General features: G+C 68.0%; 22 protein-coding genes. 8 read left to right on the plus strand and 14 right to left on the minus strand.

The genetic code is table 11. The annotated features are described in order from the left end of the window. Positions 1 to 66: 66 nt before the first annotated feature. The 3 genes from C6Y53_RS13420 to dapE form a co-directional block, all read right to left on the minus strand. Positions 67 to 1371: a lytic murein transglycosylase gene (locus C6Y53_RS13420; protein ID WP_106472883.1), complete on the minus strand. Its 1305-nt coding sequence runs from the start codon at positions 1369 to 1371 to the stop codon at positions 67 to 69. A gap of 91 nt (positions 1372 to 1462) precedes the next feature. Continuing rightward, positions 1463 to 3724: a ribonuclease R gene (gene rnr / locus C6Y53_RS13425; protein WP_106472884.1), complete on the minus strand. Its 2262-nt coding sequence runs from the start codon at positions 3722 to 3724 to the stop codon at positions 1463 to 1465. Between the two features lie 92 nt (positions 3725 to 3816). Next, positions 3817 to 4962: a succinyl-diaminopimelate desuccinylase gene (dapE, locus tag C6Y53_RS13430; RefSeq protein WP_106472885.1), complete on the minus strand. Its 1146-nt coding sequence runs from the start codon at positions 4960 to 4962 to the stop codon at positions 3817 to 3819. A gap of 190 nt (positions 4963 to 5152) precedes the next feature. On the opposite strand from dapE, the gene C6Y53_RS13435 reads away from it, so the two are divergent. Continuing rightward, positions 5153 to 6217 (plus strand): transporter substrate-binding domain-containing protein, encoded by a 1065-nt coding sequence (locus C6Y53_RS13435; RefSeq protein ID WP_106472886.1) that lies wholly within the window; start codon positions 5153 to 5155, stop codon positions 6215 to 6217. Here C6Y53_RS13435 and C6Y53_RS13440 read toward each other — a convergent pair. From C6Y53_RS13440 to C6Y53_RS13450, 3 genes are all read right to left on the minus strand, one after another. After that, positions 6214 to 6570, minus strand: coding sequence for a hypothetical protein (locus C6Y53_RS13440; RefSeq protein ID WP_106472887.1), 357 nt, complete (start codon positions 6568 to 6570; stop codon positions 6214 to 6216). The two genes, C6Y53_RS13435 and C6Y53_RS13440, sit on opposite strands and share 4 nt — an antisense overlap. Beyond that, entirely contained in the window at positions 6563 to 7390 is an 828-nt protein-coding gene (dapD, locus tag C6Y53_RS13445; RefSeq protein WP_106472888.1) for a 2,3,4,5-tetrahydropyridine-2,6-dicarboxylate N-succinyltransferase, read from the minus strand. Before dapD ends, C6Y53_RS13440 begins: the two co-directional genes overlap by 8 nt. Positions 7391 to 7502: 112 nt before the next feature. Beyond that, positions 7503 to 8426 (minus strand): threonine/serine dehydratase, encoded by a 924-nt coding sequence (locus tag C6Y53_RS13450; RefSeq protein WP_106472889.1) that lies wholly within the window; start codon positions 8424 to 8426, stop codon positions 7503 to 7505. Between the two features lie 78 nt (positions 8427 to 8504). Between C6Y53_RS13450 and C6Y53_RS13455 the strand changes: the two genes are divergently transcribed. Then, positions 8505 to 9347, plus strand: a complete 843-nt coding sequence (locus C6Y53_RS13455) for an LOG family protein (RefSeq protein WP_106472890.1) — start codon at positions 8505 to 8507, stop codon at positions 9345 to 9347. A 41-nt stretch (positions 9348 to 9388) separates the two neighbouring features. Here the strand turns inward: C6Y53_RS13455 and rlmN are convergent, their stop codons facing one another. Together rlmN and C6Y53_RS13465 are read right to left on the minus strand one after the other, a co-directional pair. Continuing rightward, positions 9389 to 10576: a dual-specificity RNA methyltransferase RlmN gene (gene rlmN / locus C6Y53_RS13460; protein ID WP_106474109.1), complete on the minus strand. Its 1188-nt coding sequence runs from the start codon at positions 10574 to 10576 to the stop codon at positions 9389 to 9391. Positions 10577 to 10746: 170 nt separating this feature from the next. Further along, entirely contained in the window at positions 10747 to 11310 is a 564-nt protein-coding gene (locus C6Y53_RS13465) for an invasion associated locus B family protein (RefSeq protein ID WP_244614836.1), read from the minus strand. A 145-nt stretch (positions 11311 to 11455) separates the two neighbouring features. On the opposite strand from C6Y53_RS13465, the gene C6Y53_RS13470 reads away from it, so the two are divergent. Continuing rightward, positions 11456 to 12451 (plus strand): asparaginase, encoded by a 996-nt coding sequence (locus tag C6Y53_RS13470; protein ID WP_106472892.1) that lies wholly within the window; start codon positions 11456 to 11458, stop codon positions 12449 to 12451. Positions 12452 to 12453: 2 nt separating this feature from the next. Here the strand turns inward: C6Y53_RS13470 and C6Y53_RS13475 are convergent, their stop codons facing one another. Genes C6Y53_RS13475 through C6Y53_RS13485 form a run of 3 tightly spaced genes read right to left on the minus strand, consistent with a single transcriptional unit; the run spans position 12454 to position 13563 of the window. Beyond that, the gene (locus C6Y53_RS13475; protein WP_106472893.1) at positions 12454 to 12768 is read right to left on the minus strand and encodes a YciI family protein; all 315 of its coding nucleotides are present in this window, start codon (positions 12766 to 12768) and stop codon (positions 12454 to 12456) included. 49 nt (positions 12769 to 12817) lie between these two features. Continuing rightward, entirely contained in the window at positions 12818 to 13243 is a 426-nt protein-coding gene (locus tag C6Y53_RS13480; RefSeq protein WP_106472894.1) for an SRPBCC family protein, read from the minus strand. Next, entirely contained in the window at positions 13240 to 13563 is a 324-nt protein-coding gene (locus C6Y53_RS13485; RefSeq protein ID WP_106472895.1) for an ArsR/SmtB family transcription factor, read from the minus strand. The genes C6Y53_RS13480 and C6Y53_RS13485 overlap by 4 nt, the downstream gene beginning before the upstream one ends. A 522-nt stretch (positions 13564 to 14085) precedes the next feature. Here C6Y53_RS13485 and C6Y53_RS13490 point away from each other — a divergent pair. Continuing rightward, positions 14086 to 16437: a caspase family protein gene (locus C6Y53_RS13490; protein ID WP_244614837.1), complete on the plus strand. Its 2352-nt coding sequence runs from the start codon at positions 14086 to 14088 to the stop codon at positions 16435 to 16437. On the opposite strand, the gene serB is transcribed toward C6Y53_RS13490, so the two are convergent. The 3 genes from serB to C6Y53_RS13505 all read right to left on the minus strand — a co-directional run bounded on the left by serB (position 16438) and on the right by C6Y53_RS13505 (position 19413). Then, entirely contained in the window at positions 16438 to 17325 is an 888-nt protein-coding gene (serB, locus tag C6Y53_RS13495) for a phosphoserine phosphatase SerB (protein WP_106474110.1), read from the minus strand. A 67-nt stretch (positions 17326 to 17392) separates the two neighbouring features. Next, positions 17393 to 18544, minus strand: a complete 1152-nt coding sequence (gene nagA, locus C6Y53_RS13500; protein WP_106472898.1) for an N-acetylglucosamine-6-phosphate deacetylase — start codon at positions 18542 to 18544, stop codon at positions 17393 to 17395. Beyond that, positions 18541 to 19413, minus strand: a complete 873-nt coding sequence (locus C6Y53_RS13505) for a glucosamine kinase nucleotide-binding domain-containing protein (RefSeq protein WP_106472899.1) — start codon at positions 19411 to 19413, stop codon at positions 18541 to 18543. The genes nagA and C6Y53_RS13505 overlap by 4 nt, the downstream gene beginning before the upstream one ends. A gap of 181 nt (positions 19414 to 19594) precedes the next feature. On the opposite strand from C6Y53_RS13505, the gene C6Y53_RS13510 reads away from it, so the two are divergent. The 4 genes from C6Y53_RS13510 to C6Y53_RS13525 all read left to right on the plus strand — a co-directional run bounded on the left by C6Y53_RS13510 (position 19595) and on the right by C6Y53_RS13525 (position 24682). Continuing rightward, a complete protein-coding gene (locus C6Y53_RS13510) occupies positions 19595 to 20746 on the plus strand; it encodes a lytic murein transglycosylase (RefSeq protein WP_106472900.1) in 1152 nt (383 codons plus the stop codon). A gap of 171 nt (positions 20747 to 20917) precedes the next feature. After that, positions 20918 to 22072 carry a phosphoserine transaminase gene (locus tag C6Y53_RS13515; protein WP_106472901.1) on the plus strand — a complete coding sequence of 385 codons (1155 nt, stop codon included), beginning with the start codon at positions 20918 to 20920 and terminating at the stop codon, positions 22070 to 22072. Between the two features lie 91 nt (positions 22073 to 22163). Next, positions 22164 to 23759, plus strand: coding sequence for a phosphoglycerate dehydrogenase (serA, locus tag C6Y53_RS13520; protein WP_106472902.1), 1596 nt, complete (start codon positions 22164 to 22166; stop codon positions 23757 to 23759). A 194-nt stretch (positions 23760 to 23953) separates the two neighbouring features. Beyond that, complete coding sequence (locus C6Y53_RS13525; RefSeq protein ID WP_106472903.1) at positions 23954 to 24682, plus strand: metallophosphoesterase; 729 nt, start codon at positions 23954 to 23956, stop codon at positions 24680 to 24682. Positions 24683 to 24684 lie beyond the last annotated feature (2 nt).

The raw sequence follows: 24684 nt of genomic DNA on the forward strand, positions 1-24684 counted from the left end.
AATGACGGAAGTCTAGCACGCATGCGCGCGCGGAAAAGTCAGGCTGGCCTGACCCCGGTGGCCGTGTCAGCGCAGGCTGTCGAGCAGCCGGGGCGAGGCATAGCCGTCCGGCATCAGGCCGGTGGCGACCTGGTAGGCGCGCACCGCGTCGATGGTCAGCGGGCCGATGCGCCCGTCGATCTTGACGGTGTCGAACCCGGCGCTGGTCAGCCGCTCCTGCAATTCGATCCGTTCGTCATAGGTCAGCGCGCGGTCGCCACGGGGCCAGCCGCCATGGATCGGCGGCCCGCCGGCGATCCGGTCGGCCAGGTGGCCCACCCCGATCACATAGGCGTCGGCGGTGTTGTAGCTTTCCAGCACCTCGAAGTTGCCGAAGATCATGAAGGCCGCGCCATTCCCGCCCGCGGGCAGCAGCACCGATGCCGCATCATCGCTGTCCGGCGTCCTGCCATCGGGTGGCAGCACCCCGAGCGCGGCCCATTCGGCGGGCGTCCTGAGGATCCGGCGATCGGCCTGCCGGTGATCGAAGCCTTCGGGCAGGACCACCTCGACACCCCAGGGCTGGCCGCTCACCCAGCCGTGGTTCTTCAGATAGGCGGCCGTCGAGGCCAGGGCATCGGCCGGGTCGTCGCCCCAGATGTCGCGCCGGCCGTCGCCGTCGAAATCGACCGCGTGATCGCGCCACGATGTCGGCATGAACTGGGTATGGCCCATCGCGCCGGCCCAGCTACCGCGCAGGTTTTCCGGGGCCACCGCGCCGGATTGCAGGATCCGCAGCGCCTCGGTCAGCTGTTCCTCGAAGAACGCGCCACGGCGGGAATCATAGGCCAGCGTGGCCAGCGACCGCAGCGTGCTGTCGGTCCCGCGATAGCTGCCATAGGCGCTTTCCAGCCCCCAGATCGCGGCGACGATATGCCGGTTCACGCCGTATTTCGCCTCGATCGCCGCCAGCGTCCGGGCGTTCGCCGCCACCGCCTTGCGCCCGTTGGCGACCCGCGCATCGGATACGGCGGTGTCGAGGTAGTCCCAGATCGTCTTGGTGAATTCCGATTGCCGGCGGTCGCGGCGGATCACCTCGGCGTCATAGCTCAGGCCGGGCAGGGCGCGGTCCAGCGTCGCGCCGTCGATGCCCTGTTGCTGCGCGTGGATGCGATAGGCCGCGAGCCAGTCGCCAAATCCGCCGCCTGCCTGGTCGGTGGTTGCGGTTGTCGTCATCACGATCTCCGGCCGGGCCACCGGGCGCGGGGATTGCGCCAGCAGCAATGCCGCCGGAGTCCCGGCCCCTGACGGAGGGGCGACGGCGGTGGGTGTTGCCTGTGCGCCCGTGGCCAGCACGGTCACGGCCAACGCGATGCCGATCCGGTCATTCATGGGTGCGATCCCGCTCAGTTCCTCGCCGCCATGTTACGCCAGCATCCGGTCCGGGCAAGATGTCTCGTGACCGGGCCGCTGCCGGGGCGGGTTACCGCCGCCGCCTGAGCTTGCGCTTCAGCTTGTCGGCCTTGTGCCTGGCGCCGGTGGTGCCGCGTCGCGGGCCTCCTTTCCGCCGGGCCGGTGTCGGGCCGCGCGGCAGCGTCTTGTCGTCAACCGACAGCAGCTCCAGTTCGAGCCCGCCTGTCACCGGCGTCGCCTGCGCCAGCCGCACGGTGACCCGCTGGCCGATGCCGATGGTCAGCCCGGTATCGGCCCCCATCAGCGTGCCGGCCTCGCGGTCGAAATGGAAATATTCGCGCCCCAGCGACCGGATCGGGATCAGCCCGTCGGCGCCGGTCTCGTCGAGCTTGGCAAAGGCGCCGAAGCGGGCGATGCCGCTGATCCGACCGGTAAATTCGTTGCCCACCCGTTCCGACAGGTAGGCGGCGAGATAGCGGTCGGTGGTGTCGCGTTCGGCCATCATCGACCGGCGTTCGGTATCCGAGATATGGGTGGCGGTGTCCTCCAGCCGGTCGATCTCGTCGGGCTGCAACCCGTCCCTGTTTCCGCCCCAGCCATGGGCCGCGATCAGCGCCCGGTGCACCACCAGGTCGGCATAGCGCCGGATCGGCGAGGTGAAATGGGCATAATGCTGCAACGCCAGACCGAAATGTCCGAAATTCTCGGGGCTGTAATAAGCCTGTGTCATCGACCGCAGGGTGGACATGTTGATCAGCTCGGCATCGTCGGTCCCGGCGGCGGCGTTCAGCAGCGCGTTCAGGTGCCGGGTCTGCAGGACCTGCCCCTTGGCCAGCGTCAGGCCGGCCGCCCGGGCGGTTTCGCGCAGCGCGTCGAGCTTTTCCGGCGACGGTTCCTCGTGCACCCGGAACAGCAGCGGCGAGCGTCTGGCGATCAGCGTCTGCGCGGCGCAGACATTGGCCAGCACCATGAATTCCTCGATCAGCCGGTGCGCATCCAGCCGGTCGCGGAAGGCGACCGACTGCACCTTGCCGTCCTCGCCCAGAACGATCCGCCGTTCGGGCAGGTCCAGATCCAGCGGCTGGCGATGGGCGCGCGCCTGTTTCAGGGCGTCATAGGCGGCGAACAGCGGCGTCAGCACCGGGTCGAGCAGCGGCGCGGTGCGGTCGTTGGGGGTGCCGTCGACCGCGTCCTGCACCTCGCCGTAATGCAGCGAGGCGGCCGAGCGCATCAGCGCGCGGTGAAAATCGTGACCGATCAGCATACCCTCGGCATCGATGCGCATCCGCGCCACGATGCAGGCGCGCGGAACGCCTTCGTGCAGCGAACACAGATCGCCTGACAGCCGGTCGGGCAGCATCGGCACCACCCGGTCGGGGAAATAGGTCGAATTGCCACGGTTGCGCGCCTCGCGGTCCAGCGCCGAACCGGGGCGCACATAGGCGGCCACATCGGCGATCGCGACCCAGATCACATGCCCGCCGGGGTTGTTCGGGTCGTCATCGGGCTGGGCATAGCAGGCGTCGTCATGGTCGCGCGCATCCGCCGGGTCGATGGTGATCAGCGGCAGGTCGCGCAGGTCGGTGCGCCCCTTCAGCCCGGCGGGTTTGCAGGCATCGGCCTCGGCAATGACCGCGTCGGGAAAATCGTCGGGAATGCCATGCTGGTGGATGGCGATCAGCGACACCGCCCTTGGCGCGGAGGGATCGCCCAGCCGGTTGACGATCCGGGCTTTGGGCAGGCCCAGCCGATTTCGCGGCCCGGCCTGTTCGGCCTCGACCAGTTCGCCGTCCTTGGCACCGTGGCGGGCGGCGTCGGCCACCAGCCATTCGGTGCTGGCGGATTTGTCGATCGGCACGATACGCCCGCCCTCGGCACCCTTGCGGAACACGCCCAGCACGCGTTTGGGATTGGTGCCGATGCGCCGGATCAGCCGGGCCTCGTAATTATGATCGGCCTCCTGCACCGGGGTCAGCCGGGCCAGGATCCGGTCGCCTTCGCCCAGGGCCGGGTCGGATGCGCGCGGGATCACCAGCACCAGCGGTTCGACCCCTTCGCCATGCCATTCCAGCGGGCGGGCGAACAGGTCGCCATCGCCATCGGGCGCCTTGATCTGCAATACGCTGACCGGCGGCAGCCGGTCCGGGTCGCGATAGCTGCGCTTGCGCTTTTCGAGATGGCCCTCGGCCTCGAGTTCCTTCAGCAGCCGCTTGAGGTCGATCCGCGCGGCCCCCTTGATCCCGAAGGCCTTGGCGATGTCGCGTTTGGAGGTCAGGGTCGGGTTGGCCGCGATCCAGTCGAGGATTTCCGGCTTGGTCGGGATCCTTGTCATGTCTTCGCCCTAGCATGGGTGCGCAAGCGCGTCATGGTGAAAAATACGCCGCCGGACAGCCGCCGGACAGCCGCGCGAACGGCCGGGCGCCGTCAGGCAAAGTAATCCCGCAGGATGCGGGCATAGACGGCTTTCAACTGGTGGATCTGGGCGATTTCCACGCTTTCATCCACCTGGTGCATGGTCTTTCCCACCAGCCCGAACTCGACCACCGGGCAGTGATCCTTGACGAACCGCGCATCCGAGGTGCCGCCCGAGGTGGACAGGACCGGCGTGACCCCGGTTTCCGCCTCGACCGCGGCGGCGACCAGGTCCGACAACGCCCCCGGCGGGGTCAGGAAACTTTCGCCCGAGATGGACACGTCCACGGCGATATCGACACCGAAGTCTGCGGCCACGCCGGCGGCTTCGTCGCGGAGCCAGCCGGTCAGGGTCTCGCCGGAATGGGCGTCGTTGAACCGGATGTTGACGGTCGACCGGCACTGGGCCGGGATCACGTTGCTGGCGGGGTTGCCGGTGTCGACGGTGACGACCGCGAGCGTCGAGGCGTCGAAATGATCCGTGCCGGTGTCCAGGTCGTGGCTGGCCAGCCGGTCCATCAGCCGCACCATCGCCGGCAGCGGGTTGCGGGCGCGGTGGGGATAGGCGGAATGGCCCTGAACTCCGGTCACGGTGAACCGGGCGGTCAGCGAACCGCGCCGACCGATCTTGATCATCTCGCCCATCCGGTCGGGGCAGGTCGGTTCACCCACGAGGCAGACCGACATCGCCTCGCCGGTGGCGGCCATGTGATCGAGCAGCGCGACCGTGCCATCGATCGCGTCGCCTTCCTCGTCGCCGGTGATGGCCAGGATGACCGCGCCGTCAGGGGGCGTGTCGCGCACGAAATCGACCGCCGCCGCGGCAAAAGCGGCCACGCCCGATTTCATGTCGGTCGCCCCGCGCCCGTAAAGCCGCCCGTCGCGTTCCTCGGCGGCGAACGGGTCGACGGTCCAGGCGGCTTCATCGCCCACGGGGACGACATCGGTATGCCCGTTGAACCCGAAACTGCGCGCATGGCCTTTTTCGCCCCAGCGCGCGAACAGGTTGCAGACCCCGCCGCGATCCACGCGGGTGCAGGCAAACCCGGCCCGTTCCAGGAACTCCTGCAACAGCACCAGCGCCCCGCCCTCGGCAGGTGTGACCGAGGGGCAGCGGATCAGGTCGGCGGTCAGGCGGGCGGGGTCCGTGGCGGTCATGGCGTCTTTTCCTCGTGCTGGGTGCGCGTCACCGGTTTGGGCCGAAACCGGCTGGGCGACAAGCCCGAAACGCGGTGCGTTCCGGGTACAGGTTGCCGCGATCGCCGGGTTTGACCTTGACCTGTGCGGGCAACATCATGCACCGACGGATCAGACGGGAACATTCGGCTTTCGGTGGGCCTTGGGGGACATGCAGAAACTTTTCGGACTGATCCTTGGTATCGGGGTCCTGGTGGCGGTGTTGGCCGGTTCTGCCCGGGCCCAGACGCTTTCCGTGTCCACGGTAACCCGCCCGCCCTTTTCGCAGGTCGAGAACGGGGTGGATACCGGGTTCTCGATCGAGCTTCTGGCCGCGCTGTCCGAGGCGCTGGGCTGGCAAACCGAACTGAACCGGGTCGAGCTGTTTTCCGGGATGCTGACCGCGGTCCAGGATGGCAGCGCGGACATGGCGATCGCCAATATCTCGATCACGTCGGCGCGGGAATCGGTGATGGACTTTACCCAGCCGATTTTCGAATCCGGCCTGCAGATCATGGTCAGCAGCGACTCGGACCGCCCGATCCCGATCTGGCGGGCGGTGCTGTCGGCCGAACTGTTCCGGGCCATCGGCATCGCCTTTGTCCTGCTGCTGGGCGGCGGGATGCTGATGTGGGTCTTTGAACGCAAGGCGCAGCCCTATTTCGACCGGCCATCGCGCGAGGCCTGGTTCCCGTCCTTCTGGTGGGCGCTCAACCTGGTGGTCAATGGCGGGTTCGAGGAACGGATGCCGCGCACGCTGCTGGGGCGGCTGCTGGGGGTCGTGCTGGTGGTGTCGTCGCTGTTCATCGTATCGGTCTTCGTGGCGCGGATTTCATCGGTGATGACGGTCGAGGCGATCAGCGGGTCGGTCAATTCGGTCAACGATCTCTATGGCAAGCAGGTCGCGACGATCCGCGACTCGACCGCTTCCGCCTTTCTACAACGGCGCGAGATCGGGTTCGACGACTATGAAACGCTGGACGAGCTGCTGGCCGATTTCGAGGCGGGCAAGATCGACGCCGTCGTGTTCGACGCGCCGGTCCTGTCCTATTACGCGACCCATGCCGGGGCCGGGCGGGCCAAGATGGTCGGCCCGGTGTTCCGGCGCGAAAACTACGGCATCCTGTTTCCGACCGGCAGCCCGCTGGTCGAGGATGTCAACCGGGCGCTGCTGGCGCTGCGTGAAAACGGCACCTATGACGATATCTATCGCAAGTGGTTCGGCCGCGTGAACTAGTCCGCGGCCGCGCCGGCCTCTCCGAAGAACGGGGTCACCTGTGCCACGATCACCGCGTTTTCCGCCAGCGCCCGGTCCATCAGCCCGCGTTCCTCGTCGCCGATGTCGTGACCGGCCGCTTCGCGTTCGGCCAGCGTCCCATATCCGGTCACATCGAGCGGCGCGGTATCGGCCTGTTTCAGGATCGCCACGGTTTCACGCACGGCCTCGGCCTCGTCCACGCCCGAGGCATAGCACATCAGCGCCGCGCCGGTGGCATCGGCGGGCAGGCCGTCGCCGTCCTTGCGGCCGATCTGCACCAGCAGGGTGAACACCTGCTGGCGCGACGGTTTCCTGGGTTTGCGGTCAGTCACGCAGAAGCTCGTTGATGCCGGTTTTCGACCGGGTTCTTTCGTCGACGCGCTTCACGATCACCGCGCAGTAGAGGCTGATGTTGTTTTTGCTTGGCATGGAGCCGGCGACGACGACGGAATAGGGCGGCACCTCGCCATACATGACCTCGCCGGTTTCGCGGTCCACGATCTTGGTGGATTGGCCGATGAACACGCCCATGCCCAAGACCGAGCCCTCGCGCACGATGCAGCCCTCGACCACCTCGGACCGCGCGCCGATGAAACAATTGTCCTCGATGATGGTCGGGCCGGCCTGCATCGGTTCCAGCACGCCGCCGATGCCGACGCCGCCCGACAGGTGCACGTTCTTGCCGATCTGGGCGCAGGATCCGACCGTCGCCCAGGTGTCGACCATGGTGCCCTCATCGACATGGGCGCCGAGATTGACGAATGACGGCATCAGCACCACGCCCGGCGCGATATAGGCCGATCTGCGCACCACGCAGTTGGGCACCGCGCGAAAGCCCGCGGCCCGCCACTGGTTTTCACCCCAGCCGGCGAATTTGCTGTCCACCTTGTCCCACCAGCCGCCGGCCTGCGGGCCGCCGGGCTGGATTTCCATGTCCTTCAGGCGGAACCCCAGCAGCACGGCCTTCTTGGCCCACTGGTTGACGTGCCATTGCCCGTCGGCCTGCCGTTCCGCGACCCGCAGCCTGCCGCTGTCCAGCGTATCGAGCGTATCCTCGATCGCCTCGCGCGCCTCGCCGGTGGTGGCGGGGCTGATCGTGTCGCGGGCCTCCCATGCCGCTTCGATGGCGGTTTCAAGCTGGGCGTTCGACATCGGGTATCCCTTCCTGCAGTTGCGGCTGTTCCGGTCGCCTATAGACCGGCAGGGACAGTCGCGCAACGCGCAGCATCGGCGCCCGGCCGGAAACGGGCGGGCAGGTCGCGGGTCACGGGCGCAGCGGGTCCGGTTCGACATTGCCGCCGCAGACCAGGACCGCCACCCGTTCCCCCGGTTCGGGCCGGTAGGCGCCGCAGAGCAGCGCCGCCAGCGCGGTTGCCCCGGCCGGTTCCGGCAGTTGCCGGCACCCGCGCCAGAGCAGGGCCTGCGCCTGGGCGATGGCGGCATCCGGCACCAAAACCGACGCGATGCCCTGGGCCCGGGCGAGGCCGAAACAGATATCGCCGATCCGCCGGGCGCCGAGGGCATTGGCGGCGATGCCGGAGACATCGACATCGACCGGATGGCCTGCCTCCAGCGCGGCATGCAGCGCGCAGGAGGTTTCCGGTTCGACCGCCACAACCTTGCGCGCGCCCCGCAGCCAGGCCATCGCCCCGGCGATCAGGCCACCGCCGCCGACGGCGATCAGGACGGTGTCGGCCCGCAGCCCCTGGTCTTCCCATTCGCGTGCCAGCGTACCCTGTCCGGCAACCGTTGCCGGCGCATCATAGGCATGGATCTGCATCGCGCCGCTCCGGGTCTCCCAGTCGCGCGCCATCTGCAACGCGTTGGCATAGTCGCCGGGCACCACGGTCAGGTCGGCGCCGGTTTCGCGAATCAGCGCGATTTTCGAGGCACCGGCCATTTCGGGGACGAAGATATGCGCGGCATGGCCCAGCGCGCGCGCGGCAAAAGCCACGGCGGCGCCGTGATTGCCGCCGCTGGCCGCCACCACCCCGGCCACGGGGACCTCTTGCGACAACAGCGTGTTGAACGCCCCGCGTGCCTTGAAGCTGCCGGTATGCTGGGCCAGTTCCAGTTTCATCTCGACCGGGCCGGGCAGGGCGGGGTGTTCCAGCATCATCACCGGGGTGCGCACCGCATGTTGCGCGATGCGCTCTGCCGCCGCATCGATCTCTGCCCGTTCGATCATCCCGGCCCCCGCCGCTACTGGTCTTGGTCAGGCGGAACCTATAGGGCTGGAGGCAACGCGCAAGCAAGGATTGAACCGATGAGAGACGACCGCCTGAGCCCGTTCCGCGACGCCCATGAGGACCGGAACACGGCGCGGCATGTTCAGGATACGCCGCAGACCCGCGCACCGGCCTACCGGCTGGCCTTTGCCGATGACGATTTCCTGTGCCGGGACGAACTGCGCCCGGTGCGGCTGCAACTGGAACTGCTCAAGCCGCAGCTGCTGCTGGACGAGATGGGCATCGAAAGCACCGTGGTCATGTTCGGCGGCGCGCGTATCCCGGAACCTGCGAACCGCGACAGCGCCCGCACGCAAACGCTGGCGGAGCTTTCGGGTTTCTATGACGAGGCCCGCCTGTTCGCGCGGCTGATGACCGAACGCGCGGTCGCCAGCGGCAATCGCGACAACATCATCGTGACCGGCGGCGGTCCCGGCGTGATGGAGGCGGGCAATCGCGGCGCGGCGGATGCGGGCGGGGTGTCGATCGGCCTGAACATCGTGCTGCCGCATGAACAGGCGCCCAACGGCTATGTCACGCCCGATCTCAGTTTCAACTTCCACTATTTCGCCATCCGCAAGATGCATTTCCTGATGCGCGCCCGCGCCATCACCGTCTTTCCCGGCGGGTTCGGCACCATGGATGAGATGTTCGAATCCCTGACCCTGATCCAGACCGGGCGGATGGAGCGGGTTCCGTTCCTGCTGTTCGGCCGCACGTTCTGGGAACGGATCATCAACTGGGAGGCGCTGGCCGATGCCGGGACCATCTCGGACGAGGATCTCGACCTGTTCCGGTTCGTGGACTCGGCGCAGGAGGCGGTCGAGGTGATCGACGGCTGGAAAATGGCACCGGCGCGCGCGGAAATTCCCGGCCGCTGAATTAGACGCTGAAACGGGCGCCGGACCGGGGCGCCCGATGTTCAGCGGTCGAGGCCGGCCTCGGCCTCGATCTGCCGCCGGGATTTGCGCGCGCGTTCGGTTTCCGATTTCAGCTGCCCGCAGGCGGCCATGATATCCTCGCCGCGCGGGGTGCGGATCGGGCTGGCATAGCCGGCCTTGTAGATGATGTCGGCAAAGGCGCGGATACGGTTGTTCGACGACCGTTTGTAGGGCGCGCCGGGCCATTCGTTGAACGGGATCAGGTTGATCTTGGCGGGAATGCCGTGTTCGCGGATCAGCGCGATCAGCCGACGCGCGTCGTCGTCGCTGTCATTGACCCCGTCCAGCATCACATATTCGAACGTGATGCGTTCGGAATTCGACGCCTTGGGATAGCTGGCCAGCGCCCGCAGCAGGGCGTCGATGTTCCAGCGCCGGTTGATCGGCACCAGCACGTTGCGGGTTTCGTCATCGGTGGCGTGAAAGGAAATCGCCAGTTGGCAGCCGATTTCCTCGGCCGTGCGGGCGATCTCGGGCACCACCCCCGAGGTGGACAGCGTGATACGGCGGCGCGACAGCGAAATGCCCTCGGGGTCCATCGCGATCTTCATCGCGTCGCGCACATTGTCGAAATTGTAGAGCGGTTCGCCCATGCCCATCAGCACGATGTTGGACAGCAGGCGGGTTTCGTCCTTGGGCTGGCCCGGCACCGGCCATTCGCCCAGGTCGTCGCGCGCCATCATCACCTGGCCCACGATTTCACCGGCGGTCAGGTTGCGCACCAGTTTCTGCGTGCCGGTGTGGCAGAAGGAACAGGTCAGCGTGCAGCCCACCTGGCTCGACACGCACAGCGTGCCGCGATCCTCTTCGGGGATATAGACCACCTCGACCTCGTGGCCGCCGGCGATGCGGACCAGGTATTTGCGGGTGCCGTCGGCGCTGACCTGGCGGCTGACCATTTCGGGCACCTCGATCACGAACCGTTCACCCAGCAGGGCGCGATAGGGTTTGGCCAGGTTGGTCATCGCCGCGAAATCGCGCACGCCCCACTGATAGATCCACTGCCAGATCTGGCCCACGCGCATCCGCGCCTGTTTTTCGGGGGTGCCCGTGGCGATCAGCGCCTCGCGCATGGCCTCGCGGGTCATGCCGACAAGGTTGACCGGCCCATCGGGCAGCTTGCGCGGGATGGTCAGGACATCCTGCGTGATCGGGGCGGTTTGGGTCATGGCGCGGCCTACCGTTGCGGTGAAGACGGTCATATAGGGCAAACCGCGGCCGATTTGAACGAAAAAACGTATCCCGCCCCCAGCTTCCCGCCCAGACCTTCCCGTCCAGACCTTCCCGTCCAAGCCTTTCTACCCCGGCGGGGCAGGGGAGGGGTGTCAGGCCGGGCGGGTTACTGGTTGCAGCGTTTCTCGGCGTCCTCGATCGCGGCGGTAAAGCCCAGCAGTGAAAACGTGTCGCTGGTCTGGGTGCCGCGCGCCGACCGCGCGGTCAGCACCGCCTCGGCCCCGCGTTTCATGGCGGTGATGATCTTGGCATCATCCGTCGCCGTGGCGGGCCAGGCCCATTCGCCGTCCGAGAACAGCTCGAAACTGTTGCCCGAGATGTTCATGTTGACGGTCGACCCCGTGGCGAAGGGATAGCCGCCGGTAAAGGCGATCTGGCCCTTTACCTTGTCCTTGGGGCGGTAGAACACGAACAGCAATATGTCGCCGCGCCGCACCGCGACCTCGCGGCCGCCGCGGGTGTTCTTGGTGCTCTTGGGCGCCGATACGCTCCAGCACTCGGTCGGATCCTTCTCGACGAACACGCTCCAGTCGGTCTTGGCCGCGACCCTGTTCGTGCTCGTTCCCTGCTTGTCCTGTGCGGTTGCGGTGGTGGCCAGCCCGGCCACACACAGGGCCGCCAGCGTGCAGCCGAATTTCGATACCATCAGTCCAGCCTCCAGACCGTCCATTGCCTCAGTTCCGGGGCGGGTTGCGGGTTCTGACACCCGTCTGTTCGCGGTCGCCCCTCGCTTGCCGATTGCACAAGTCTAGCTTAGTTTTCAAGTCCAGCGAAAGGGCGAAAGCCCCGACTTCTCCGAACCGTGAGGTGATATCTTGGGCGAACCGGTTCCGATGGTGGAAATCTGGCGCGGCGATCTGCTGGAGAGCCTGCATTCGGGCCATGCGGTGATCTGCGGTGCCGATGGCGACATCCTGCGTGCCTGGGGCGATCCGGGCACGGTGATCTATCCGCGGTCGTCCTGCAAGATGATCCAGGCGCTGCCGCTGGTCACCTCGGGGGCGGCGGCGAAATACGGGCTGGGGTCCGAGCAGCTCGCGCTGGCCTGTGCCTCGCATAATGGCGCGGCGATCCACACCGACAGGGTGTCGGCATGGCTGGACCGGCTGGGGCTGGGCGATGCCGATTTCCGTTGCGGCCCGCAGGAACCGGCCGACCTGTCCGCCCGCGACGCGCTGATCCGGGCCCATGAGCGCCCGTGCCAGGTGCATAACAACTGTTCCGGCAAACATGCCGGGTTCCTGACGCTGGCGGCGCATATGGGGGCCGGGCCGGACTATGTCGAGATCGACCACCCGGTGCAGCAGGCGGCGCTGGCCGCCTTCGAGGACGCGACCGGCGAGGACAGTCCCGGCTATGGCATCGACGGGTGTTCGGCCCCCAATTTCGCGACCACCTTGCACGGGCTCGCCCGGGCGATGGCCCGGTTCGCCAGCGCGCATGACCGGTCGGACCGGGCCAGCACCGCCGCGGCGCAGCTGACCGGGGCGATGATCGCGCATCCCGATCTCGTGGCGGGCGAAGGCCGCGCCTGCACCGCGCTGATGCGCGCGATGGAGGGCCGCGCCGCGGTCAAGACCGGCGCCGAGGCGGTGTTCACCGCGATCCTGCCGGAAAAGCGCCTGGGCGTCGCGGTGAAGATCACCGATGGCGCGACCCGCGCCAGCGAATGCGCGATCACCGCGATCCTCGCCGGTCTGGGCGTGATCGACCCCGCCAGCCCCGCCGCGCGCGCCTATCTGAACGCGCCGCTGCTGAACCGGCGGGGCATGGCCTGCGGGTCGATCCGCCCCGCCGCCGCGTTGGGCTGACCCTACATTTCGATGATCTCGGCAATCTCGACCGAGCCGCTGCCATCGACCACCAGCGGGCAGCCCTTGGCCATTTCGCAGGCGGTTTCGAGATCGTCCGCCGCGACCACCGAATAGCCCGAGGCCGGATTGGCGCCGCCATTGCCGGTCACGCCCGCGCCGGTCACGGTTTTCGACAGCCCGACCGGCGCGCCGGGCGTGGTCAGCGCGTCCCCCATGCCGCCCATCCATGCCTGCCAGGCGGCCATGGCCTTTGCTCCGTCCTCCGGGGTCTCCGGCTTGCCGCCGCCGTGATAGACATACAGAAACTGTGGCATCGTCCTTCCTCCTTGATGAAACTTCAGATCACGGGGCCCGGGGCGGGACTCAGAGCAGGGCTTCGAGCCTGCGCAGGGACGAGGTCCAGCCCCGTTCGTGGTTGTCGCCCGCTTCCCCGTCGGCGAGGTCGCGGTGATCGAGGATCAGCCGCGCGCCCTTGTCCGAGGCCTCGACACTCAGCGTGACATGGCTTTCGTGACCGCGCCGGTCGTCGTCGTCATGCCAGCCCCAGGTGAACCCGACCGACCGGGGCGGGTCCACATGGGTGACATGGCCGGAGACCTTGAACCGCTGGCCTTCGCCGTTCTCCATCACCGAGAACCACGGCCCGGTGCGGGTGAAGTCCAGCTCATGGTCCGGCACATGAACCCCTTCGGGACCCCACCATCGCAGCAGGTTCTCGGTTCGGGTGACCCAGGCGAACAGCGTGTCGGGCGCCACCGCGAGATCTCTTTCGATATGCAGGTCTGTCATGTGTGGTCGGTCTCCGATATCACCGCTTCCAGCCGGTCGAGGCTGGTTTCCCAGAATGCGCGGCGCGACCGGGTCCAGTCGGCAATCGCCCGCAACCCGTCGGGGTTGGCGGAATAGAGCCGCCGGGTTCCCTCTGCGCGCCGCGTGACCAGGCCCGCCTCGCGCAACACCCTGAGATGGCGCGAGATCGCCGCCCCGGTCATGCCGCGCCCCGCGATCAGGCCGCCGGCCGGGGATTCGCCGCGTTGGATCAGCTGTTCGACAATCGACAGGCGGGTGTCGTCGGCAAGCGCCGAGAACAGCTTGGGCAAAGTCGTCATGTCTCTATTTAACATGATTGTTAAATAAAGCAACGCCCATTTGCGACCGCCCCGGCGCGGTGCCGTGTAGACTTGATTCGGGCCTTGCCGCTAAAATAAGCATGCTTGATTCGTTTTTTTGACTAATTTGCAGGAGAACCCGTCATGTTGCGGAGCCTAGTTTATTCGACCCTCGGGGCGCTTCTTGTCCTGGCGGGATGCACGCCTCCGCAGCCGCCCGAGCCCGCCGCGCAAGTGTCCGCCGGCAGCGGCACTGGCAGTGGTTCCAGCGGCAGTTCAGGCGCAAGCACCGGTGGCAGCAGCGGCACGAGTGCGGGCGGTGCCGGCGTCGGCTATAATGGCGGTGACGGTGGCGGCGGCGGCGGTGGTAGTGCCGGCGGTGATTCCGGCGGTGACGCTGGTGGTGATGCCGGCGGTGATTCCGGTGGCGACTCGGGCGGTGACTCGGGCACCGGCGGTGATGATGGTGGCGGCTCCAGTTGGGGCTAGGCGGCAGGTAAGCCGATGACGATCGGACATCGAATGAACAGGTTTCGCGGGGCGGCCGCCGCTGTCGCCCTGATCGGCCTGACCCATATCTTCCCGGCAGGCGCCGGAGCCGAGGCGCCGGGCACCGCCGCGCATCCCAAGATCGCCATCGTGATCGGCAACCAGGACTACGAGAACGTTGCCGACCTGGGCAATGCGCGCAAGGATGCCGAAGACATCGCCGCTCTGCTGCGCGAGTTCCGGTTCAACGTCTTCGACGGGTTCGACCTGGAAAAGCGGGAATTCGAGGAATTGCTGCGGACCGCGGTCCTGAACATCCCGCAGAATGCGGATGTGGTGTTCTATTATGCCGGCCACGGCATCCAGATCGGCCGGCGCAACTATCTGCTGCCGGTGGATGCGAAATTCGAGAGCATCTATGACGTGCCGCTGGAAACCATGACGCTGGACCGGGTGATCGACACCCTGGCGGCGCGGGGCGCGGCGCATCTGGCGATCCTCGATTCCTGCCGGGACAACCCGTTCGAGAACATCCGTCTGGCCGCCGACCTGGATGCCAACCTGTTCGAGACTCGCGTCGGGTTCGACGTGTTTCGCACCCCGATCAATTCGATCGTGGCCTATTCGACCTCGCCCGGCGCCACCGCGATGGACGGCGAGATCGGCCAGAACAGCCCCTATACCTCGGCGGTGCTGAGCATCGCGCGCGAGGCGCCCACCGAAAACATCCAGCAGCTGTTCCCGCTGATTCGCGAACGGGTGCATACCGCCACCGAGGGCCGGCAGGTTCCGTGGGAAAGCTCGACGCTGGTGCGTCCGTTCCATCTCGCCCAGCTGACCCCTGACGCCACGCCGGATCCCGCCTCCGATGCCACGCCGGATCCCGCCTCCGATGCCACGCCGGATCCCGTGGCCGACGCGGCACCGGTTGCGGTCTCCTATGCCGGCCGGTTCGACCGCGCGGTGTCGCTGGACGCGGCGATCGCGGCGGAACTGGGCCAGCCCATCGGCGCGGCGCGGCTGGTGGAGGCCCCCGCAAACGGGGTGGTCGCGCTGAACGACCCGGAACGGGACGGGATGGTGACCTATGCGCCCGAGATCGCGGATATACGCGCGCTGGATGTCACCGACCGCAGCATGAGCGACCGGTTCACCATCGAGGTCACGCCCGGTTCCGGTCCGTCCCGGCTGGTTTCGGTGGCGCTGGAGCTGACGCTGGATGCCTGCGATCTCGAAGCGGGCGACACGCTGGATCTCGACGGGGTCGGCGTGTTCCGCCTGCCCAACGAACTGGATCTGCGCAGAGGCCTGCCGATCTGCGAGGCCGCGCTGCAGCGTGACCCGGATGTCGTGCGGTTCCGCTATCAGCTGGGCCGCCTGCAACAGGCTGCCCGTCAGTTCGACGCGGCCTATGACAATTTCCGCGCCGCCGCCGACGCCGGACACATGCGGGCCAAACACGCGCTGTCGGTGCTGCTGGACACCGATCGGCTGGACCGCGACGTGACCGGGATCCCTCATGATCCGGAACTGGCGCTCGCGCTGCTCGAAGAGGGCGTCGCCCAGCAGGACCCCTATGCGCTGCACCGGCTGGGCAAGCGGCTGATGCGCGAAGGCGAAACCGAGACCGAACGCAAGCGCGGTTTCGAACTGCTCGAACGCGCGGTCGAACTGGGCCATACCTTTTCGATGAACGAACTGGGGGTCTATTTCCTGACCAGGGACACCGACCACTACATCCCCGAACGCGGGATGCGATACCTGCGCGCCTCGGAACTGCGCGAGGATATCTATGGCTACAACAACCTCGGCTTCGTGGCGCTGCACGGGCTGGATGGAAACCCGACCGACTATGACAGGGCGCTGGGCTATTTCCAGGCCGCGTCCGAGGGCGGGCATCCGACGGCGCCGGCCAATATCGCGCGGATGATCTTGCGCGGCCAGGTCGGCGGGCGCGACACGGTCGAGGCGCTGCGCTGGTATGACCTTGCGCTAGAACGCGGCGACGGCTGGGGCGGGGCCAATGGCGCCATCATCATCGGCAAGGGCGACGTGCCCGGACGCGGCCCGGCGGATGCGGCGGTGCGGGCCGCCAAGGCGGTCGGCCTGACCGATGAAGGCGCCGCGAAAAAGGCCCGCGAGACGCTGCAGTCGCTGCCGGCCGAGGCGGTGAACCGCGCCATGCAGATGGTGCTGAACGAGGTCGGCCAGACCGTGGCGGTCGATGGCCAGATCGGCCCGGCCACGCTGGGCGCGCTGGAGGCGGCGAGCGCCGAATACGGCATGCAGGTGCCGTCCGCGGCCCGCTCCGATCCGACGGCGCGGCTGTTGCAGGCCGCGCGGGTCTACTGGGCCATGAACCCGGTGCGGCTCGACCTGTTCTGATCAGGCGGCCGCAGCGCCGGCGAACTGCTCTTTGGCATAGCCCTGCAGGAACAGCAGCGCGGTCAGGTCGCCGTGGTTGATGCGCACCTCGCATTGCGCGGCCACCGCCGGTTTGGCATGCAGCGCCACCCCGGTGCCCGCGCGCGACAACATGCCCAGATCGTTGGCGCCGTCGCCCACGGCGATCACGTCGGTCTGCGACAGGCCCAGCCGCGCGGTGATCGCGTCCAGCGCCTCGACCTTGGCCGCGCGGCCGAGGATCGGGCGGGCGACCTCGCCCGTCAGCCGGCCATCGGCCACCAGCAGCGTGTTGGCGCGGTTTTCATCGAAGCCCAGCCGGGACGCCACCGCCTGCGTGAACGCGGTGAACCCGCCCGAGACCAGCGCGGCGTGACCGCCCCGCGCCTTCATCGTCGCCACCAGTTCGTGCCCGCCGGGCATCAGCGTGATGCGCTGGTCCAGCACCCGGTCGATCACGCCCGTGTCCAGCCCGCGCAGCAGGCCGACCCGTTCGATCAATGCGCCCTCGAAATCCAGTTCGCCGTTCATCGCGCGGGCGGTGATGTCCCTGACCCGGTCGCCTACGCCCGCCTCGTCGGCCAGTTCGTCGATACATTCCTGTTCGATCATGGTGCTGTCCATGTCGGCCAGCAGCATCGTCTTGCGCCGCCCGTCTTGCGGCTGCACCACCAGATCCACGCCCAGCCGCTGCAGATCCTCCCAGACATGCCACAGGTTGTCCGGGCGGGCCGGCAGGGTGAACTCGGCGGCCTCGTCCGGGGCCAGCCAGGTCACGTCGCCGCCGCCCCACGCATTGCGCAGCGATTCGGCCAGGGCCAGGTCCAGCGCCGGACGGGCAGGGGCGGTGATCAGGGTGGCAACGAACATGGCGGCTCCGGGCATGAGGACAGTCTGGCGTTGGTATAGGGCGCAACCGGCGCCGGGGAAACCGCTGTCAGAGCGGCGCGCCGCCCCGCCAGACCGCGCGCAGGCGCAGATCGTCCGACAGGTGCAGGATATCGGCGCGGGCACCCGGCACCAGCCGCCCGATCCGGTCGTCGCAGCCGATCAGCGCCGCCGGGATCGCCGTTGCCATCGCCAGGGCGCGGGGCAGGTCGGCATCGGTGGCGGCCATCACGTTGCGCAGCGCGCGCGCCAGGTCCAGGTCCGCGCCCGCGAGGGTGCCGTCGGCCAGCGTCAGCCGGCCATCGGCGCGGCGTATCTCGCGGCCGTTGAGGGTAAAGGCGGCGATCTCCGACCCCGCCGTGGCCATCGCGTCGCTGACCAGGAATATCCGCCCCGGACCTCGCTTGGCGCGGAGCGCGGCGGCGATGGTTCGCGGATGCACATGGATCATGTCGGCGATCAGCCCGGCCGACAGCGCCCCGCATTCCAGCGCGGCGCCGACCAGCCCCGGCTCGCGGCTGCCCAGCTGGCTCATGGCGTTGAACAGGTGGGTGACGCAGCGCACGCCATGCCCGGCCGCATCGGCGCAGGCGGCAAACCCGGCATCGCTGTGACCGAGCGACAGCAGGATACCGGCCTCCGCCATCGCCCGCTTCTGTGCGGGCGTCACGCTCTCGGGGGCGATGGTCACCTTGAGCACCGGCACCTGCCGCGCGGCCGCCAGCAGCAGGTCCAGATCGTCCGCCTGCATCGGACGGATCAGCGCCGGGTCATGGGCGCCCTTGCGGGCCAGCGACAGATGCGGCCCCTCCAGATGCAATCCGGCAATGCCCGCCACCCCCTCGGCCCGTGCATCCCGCACTGCCGCGATGGCCGCGCGGGTGATATCGGGCCGGTCGGTGATCAGCGTCGGCAGGATCGAGGTCGCGCCGAGCCCCGCATGGGCCTCCGCCATGACCCCGAGCGTTTCCACCGTGGGCGCGTCGTTGAACATCACGCCACCGCCGCCATTGACCTGAAGATCGACGAAACCGGGCGACAGGATGCCGCCGTCCAGTCGCCGGGTTTCGGTGCCGCCGGGCACCTCATCCGCGATGGCGGCCACATGATCGCCATCCAGCAGCAATGCCCGGCCGCGATGTATCCGCTCGCCGTCGAAGATCTCTGCCCCCGTGAGCGCGATCCGTTCCCGCCCGGTCACGGCGCGTCCCCGATCCCGGCCGCCAGCCGCAGCGCCCCGTCGAGCGCGGTGCCCGCCGGGTCGCGAAGCGCATTGGCGATATCGTCGGCCAGGTAGGGCGCGTAATGCGGGCCGACGCCTCCCGTCAGGCAGACCGGTTCCGCCGGTTGCCAGCCCATCGCGTGCAGGCCCTGTTCGACATAGCGCGCCCCCGCCCGCATCAGCGTCAGCGCCGTTGCGTCGCCATTTTCTGCCGCCGCGATCACCCGCGGGGCGAGGCCCGCGAAATCGGCGGCGCCCGCGGTGCTGGCAAACCGGACGATCTCGACCGCATCCCCGAATTCGGCGGCGATCGCGTCGGTCAGCGGGCAATGCGGGATCAGCCCGTCCAGCGCATGCAGCGTGTGGGACAGCAGCCCGCGCCCGAGCCAGGCGCCGGACGCCTCGTCGCCCATGGTCAACCCGTAGCCGCCGATCAGCCGCAGCCGGTCCCCCGTCTGCCGGGCCATGAAGGACCCGGTGCCGAGACCGGCCACCGCCCCGTCCCCGCCGCCGAGCGCCCCGGTCACGGTCGTTCGCCGGTCGTCCCCGACCTGCGCCCGCGACAGGTTCAGCGCCGCCGCAATCCGGTCGCCGGTGCGGGGATCGAGCACCCCGGCAAGGCCCAGATAGGCGGGCAGCGCCTGCAGCCGGTCGCCGCTGATCCCGGTCGCGCCGCGCAGCTGCGCCAGCGCATCGCGAAGGGTGCGGATGGTTCCGTCGAGATCGGTGGTGGCATTGGCGGCGCCCGCCTGCACCTCGTGGCGCTGCCCGTCCAGCACCAGCGCGGCCCGGCACGAGGTGCCGCCGCCGTCCACTCCGATCACGTTGTTGGGTGTCGAATCCTGCATGTGCTAGATTTGGGGCAGCTTGCGATGGATTGGAACCGCGAATGACGGCCATGCGGGGCAGAGAGGCAGATTTTCGACACCACCGCCGCGCGGCGGGTCTTTGCTGTCGCACGCACCGGCATCTTGTGGCGGGTGCCCATTCGGATAAGCTGTCGCAAAGCCGAAAACAGAGGGCGGGCAGATGATCATCAACAGACGAACGATGGCGCTGGGGCTGGCAGCCGTGGCCATGACCGGGGTCTCCGGATGCGGCGGCGGCGGTGCGGCCACCACGCGGTCGCAGACCAGCATGCGGCCGGTGCCCAATGCGGGGTTCGACGCCTGGCTGGCCGGGTTTCAGCCGCGCGCGCGGGCGCAGGGGATCAGCCAGGCCACGCTGGACCGGGCCTTTCGCGGGGCGGGCTACCTGCCGGACGTGATCGAACGCGACCGGAACCAGACCGAGTTTACCCGCACGCTGGAGGATTATCTCGCCATTGCCGCCTCGGACGAACGGGTGTCCAAGGGGCGCGCGGCGCTGAGACGCCACGAAAACCTGCTGCGGCAGATCGAGAGCCGCTATGGCGTGGATCGCCATATCGTCACCGCGGTCTGGGGGCTCGAGAGCCGCTATGGCGAACGGCGCGGCGACGTGCCGGTGATCTCGGCCACCGCCACGCTGGCCTATGACGGGCGGCGCGGGTCGTTCTTTGAAAAACAGCTGATCGCGGCGCTGAAGATCCTGCAGTCGGGCGACACCACGCCCGGCAACATGGTGGGCAGCTGGGCCGGCGCGATGGGCCATACCCAGTTCATTCCGACCTCGTATCTCGCCTATGCGGTGGATTTCACCGGCGACGGGCGGCGCGACATCTGGTCGGAAAACCCCGCCGATGCGCTGGCCTCGACCGCGGCCTACCTGAAACGTTCGGGCTGGGTGCCCGGCCAGCCCTGGGGCGGCGAGGTCGGATCGGCGGCGGCCAGGTCGGGGACGCCGGTCGCGGTGATCCAGCCGCAGGTGCCGGGGCCGAAATTTGCCGTGTTCCGGAACTTCCAGGTCATCAAGCGATACAACAATTCAGACAGCTACGCGCTGGGCGTCGGCCACCTGGCCGACCGGATCGCCGGGGGCGGGCCGCTGAAGACACCGTTCGGCGCCGATGCCCAGGGCATGACGCTGGACGACCGCAAGGACCTGCAACGGCGGCTGACCGCGGCGGGTTACGATACCGGCGGGGCCGATGGGGTGATCGGGTCGAAATCCGAGGCGGCGATTTCCGATTACCAGCGCAGCCTCGGGCTGCCGGCGACGGGGCAGCCGTCGCTGGACCTGCTGCGGCGGCTGGGCAGCTGACCGGCTGATCGGGGCACGCGGTTTCCGATCGGCTACAGCGATGTCGCAAATATGATCCCATGCGGCGCGGATGGTGCATTTTCCGGCTTGTGACCACCCGCGCCGACCGCTACCTGCATCCGTGGGACACCCCTCCCCAACGAGGGGCATGTATCTGGAAGGGTAGCAGACATGACTACTGTGCAACCGGCGACGCGGCCGGCCAATCCGCGTTTTTCCTCTGGCCCCTGTGCCAAGCCCCCCACATTCTCGCTTGACCGCCTGTCCGGTGCCGCGCTGGGCCGCAGCCACCGTGCCGCCATCGGCAAGGACAAGCTGAAAGCGGCGATCGAAGGCACCCGCGAGCTTCTCGGCATCCCCGCCGATTACCGGATCGGCATCGTGCCCGCCTCGGATACCGGCGCGGTGGAGATGGCGCTGTGGAACCTGCTCGGCGCACGCGGCGTGGAAATGCTGGCCTGGGAGAGCTTCGGCGCGGGCTGGGTCACCGATGTGGTCAAGCAGCTGAAGCTGGACGCGGTGGTGAAGACCGCCGGTTACGGCGAGATCGTCGACCTGGCATCGGTCGATTTCGACCGTGATGTGGTGTTCACCTGGAACGGCACCACCTCGGGCGTGCGCGTTCCCGATGGCGACTGGATCGCCGCCGACCGCACCGGGCTGACCATCTGCGACGCCACCAGCGCCGCGTTCGCGCAGGACCTGCCCTGGGACAAGCTGGATGTGACCACCTTCAGCTGGCAGAAGGTTCTGGGCGGCGAGGCCGCGCACGGAATGCTGGTTCTCAGCCCCCGCGCGGTCGAACGGCTGGAAAGCCATACCCCGGCCTGGCCGTTGCCCAAGATCTTCCGCCTGACCAAGGCGGGCAAGCTGATCGAGGGTATCTTTACCGGGGCGACGATCAACACGCCGTCGATGCTGGCGGTCGAGGATTATCTCGTCGCGCTGGACTGGGCGCGCTCGGTCGGCGGCGTCGCGGGCCTGATCGCGCGGGCCGATGCCAATGCGCAGGCGATCCATGATTTCTGCGCGGCGCGCGACTGGATCGACAACCTGGCGACGGACCCGGCCACGCGGTCGAACACTTCGGTCTGCCTGAAATTCACTGACCCGGCGATCACCGACCCGGCGGTATTCGCCAAGGCGGTGGCCAAGCGGCTGGAGGCCGAGAACGTGGCGCTGGATATCGGCGCTTATCGCGACGCGCCTCCGGGCCTGCGCATCTGGTGCGGCGGCACGGTGGAAACAGCCGATGTCGTGGCGCTGCTGCCCTGGATCGACTGGGCCTATCGCGCCGAGATCGCCGCGCAGGCGGAAGCCGCCTGACCGGGGCGGGCCCAGCCCTGCCCGATCCCGAATGACCTGACAGCAGGCGGGGCCGCCCGCCTGTCCCCGATTTCTCAGAAGGACCAGAAACATGGCTCCCAAAGTGCTCGTCTCCGACAAGCTTTCCGAAACCGCCGTGCAGATCTTCCGCGACCGCGGCATCGACGTGGATTTCCTGCCCGATGTGGGCAAGGACAAGGACAAGCTGGCCGAGATCATCGGCAATTACGACGGACTTGCCATCCGCTCGGCCACCAAGGTGACGCCGACCATCCTGAAACATGCCGACAGGCTCAAGGTGATCGGCCGCGCCGGGATCGGCACCGACAACGTGGACAAGGACGCGGCGTCGAAAAAGGGCGTGATCGTGATGAACACGCCGTTCGGCAACATGATCACCACCGCCGAACATGCCATCGCGATGATGTTCGCGGTGGCCCGCCAGATCCCCGAGGCCAGCGCCTCGACCCATGCCGGCAAATGGGAGAAATCCCGTTTCATGGGGGTGGAACTGACCGGCAAGACGCTGGGCGTGATCGGCGCCGGAAACATCGGCGGCATCGTCTGTGAACGTGCCCGCGCCCTGAAGATGAAGGTGCTGGCCTATGACCCGTTCCTGAGCGATGAAAAGGCCGCCCGGATGGGCGTGGAAAAGGTCGAGCTCGACGACCTGCTGTCGCGCGCCGATTTCATCACCCTGCATGTGCCGCTGACCGACCAGACCCGCAACATCCTGTCCCGCGAGGCGCTGGAAAAGACCCGCAAGGGCGTGCGGATCGTCAACTGCGCCCGTGGCGGGCTGGTGGACGAGGAGGCGCTGGCCGACCTGTTGAAATCGGGCCATGTGGCGGGCGCCGCCTTTGACGTGTTCAGCGTCGAGCCGGCCACGGACAACCCGCTCTTTGATCTGCCCAACGTGGTCTGCACGCCACATCTGGGCGCGGCCACCACCGAGGCGCAGGAAAACGTCGCCCTGCAGGTGGCCGAACAGATGTCGGATTACCTGCTAACCGGGGCCGTGACCAACGCGCTGAACATGCCGTCGGTGACCGCCGAGGAGGCCCGCGTGATGGGGCCGTGGGTCAAGCTGGCCGGGCATCTGGGCAGCTTCATCGGGCAGATGACCGATGAGCCGATCAAGGCGATCAACATCCTCTATGACGGGGCGGCGGCCGAAATGAACCTCGACGCGCTGAACTGTTCGGTGGTGGCCGGGATCATGAAGAAATCGAACCCGGACGTGAACCTGGTGTCCGCCCCGGTGGTGGCCAAGGAACGCGGTATCCAGATCTCGACCACCAGTCAGGACAAATCCGGCGCCTTCGAGGGCTATATCAAGGTCACCGTGGTGACCGAGGTCCGCGAACGGTCCATCGCCGGAACGGTGTTCACCGACGGCAAGCCGCGGTTCATCCAGATCAAGGGCATCAACATCGATGCCGAGGTCGGGGCCAACATGCTCTACACCACCAACGAGGACGTGCCGGGCATCATCGGCACGCTGGGGCAGACCATGGGCGAAAACGGCGTCAACATCGCCAACTTCACCCTCGGCCGGGCCAAGGCGGGCGGCGAGGCGATCGCGTTGCTCTATGTGGATGAGCCGGTGCCGGCGCCGGTCATAGAAAAGCTCTGCGGGACGGGCATGTTCCGCCAGATCAAGCCGCTGGCCTTCGACGTGGCCTGAGCGCCGCGCAGCACCGGGGCCGCCGGGCAACCGGCGGCCCGTTTCCGTTTGCAGGGCGTGACGCGGGCGTTTTCGCGGAAACCCGGATTGCCCTCGCCGTCACGCTTTGCGCCCGCTGGTCATTGGCGATACTGAGTGTCGCAGGCCTGTCCCGGTGTGTCCCGGGGGCCGCCACGCAACGCCGGAGCCCGCAGATGTCCCGACCGATCTATGCCATAGGCGATGTGCACGGCCAGCTCGGGGCGCTGGACCGGGCGCTGGAGCTGATCGCGCGGGATGGCGGTGACGCCGCCGAGGTGGTGATCCTGGGCGATCTCGTGGACCGGGGACCGGACAGCCGCGGCGTGATCGACCGTCTGACACAGGGCGCGGCGGCCGGGCGGAACTGGCATGTCCTGCGGGGCAATCATGACCGCCTGTTCCTGAACTTCCTGCGGCTGGGCGAAACCCGCGATGCCAATATCCGCTCGAATCTGACCTGGGCCAACCGGCGTCTTGGCGGGGCGGAAACGCTGCGGTCCTATGGCGTGACCGGACTGACCGACGACCCCGACCCGGTGGTGGTCGCGGCGGCGCGCGCGGCAGTGCCGGCAGCGCATGTGGATTTCCTCGAAAACCGGCCGCTCTTTGTCGAGGCGGGCGAATTGCTGTTCGTCCATGCCGGGATCTATCCCAATGTGCGGCTGGACCTGCAGGTCGAGGATGACCTGATCTGGATCCGCGAGCCGTTTCTCTCGCATCGCACGCCGCATCCCTGGCTGGTCGTGCATGGCCACACCGCGCTGGACGCGCCGCAGCATTTCGGCAACCGGGTCGATCTCGATGGCGGGGCGGGCTATGGCCGCCCGCTGCATCCGGCGGTGTTCGAGGGCCGCGCGTGCTGGCTGCTGACCGACCGGGGCCGGGTGCCGCTGCGGCCCTGACC

It is taken from the genome of Pukyongiella litopenaei (assembly GCF_003008555.2).
GTDB classification, from domain to species: domain Bacteria; phylum Pseudomonadota; class Alphaproteobacteria; order Rhodobacterales; family Rhodobacteraceae; genus Pukyongiella; species Pukyongiella litopenaei.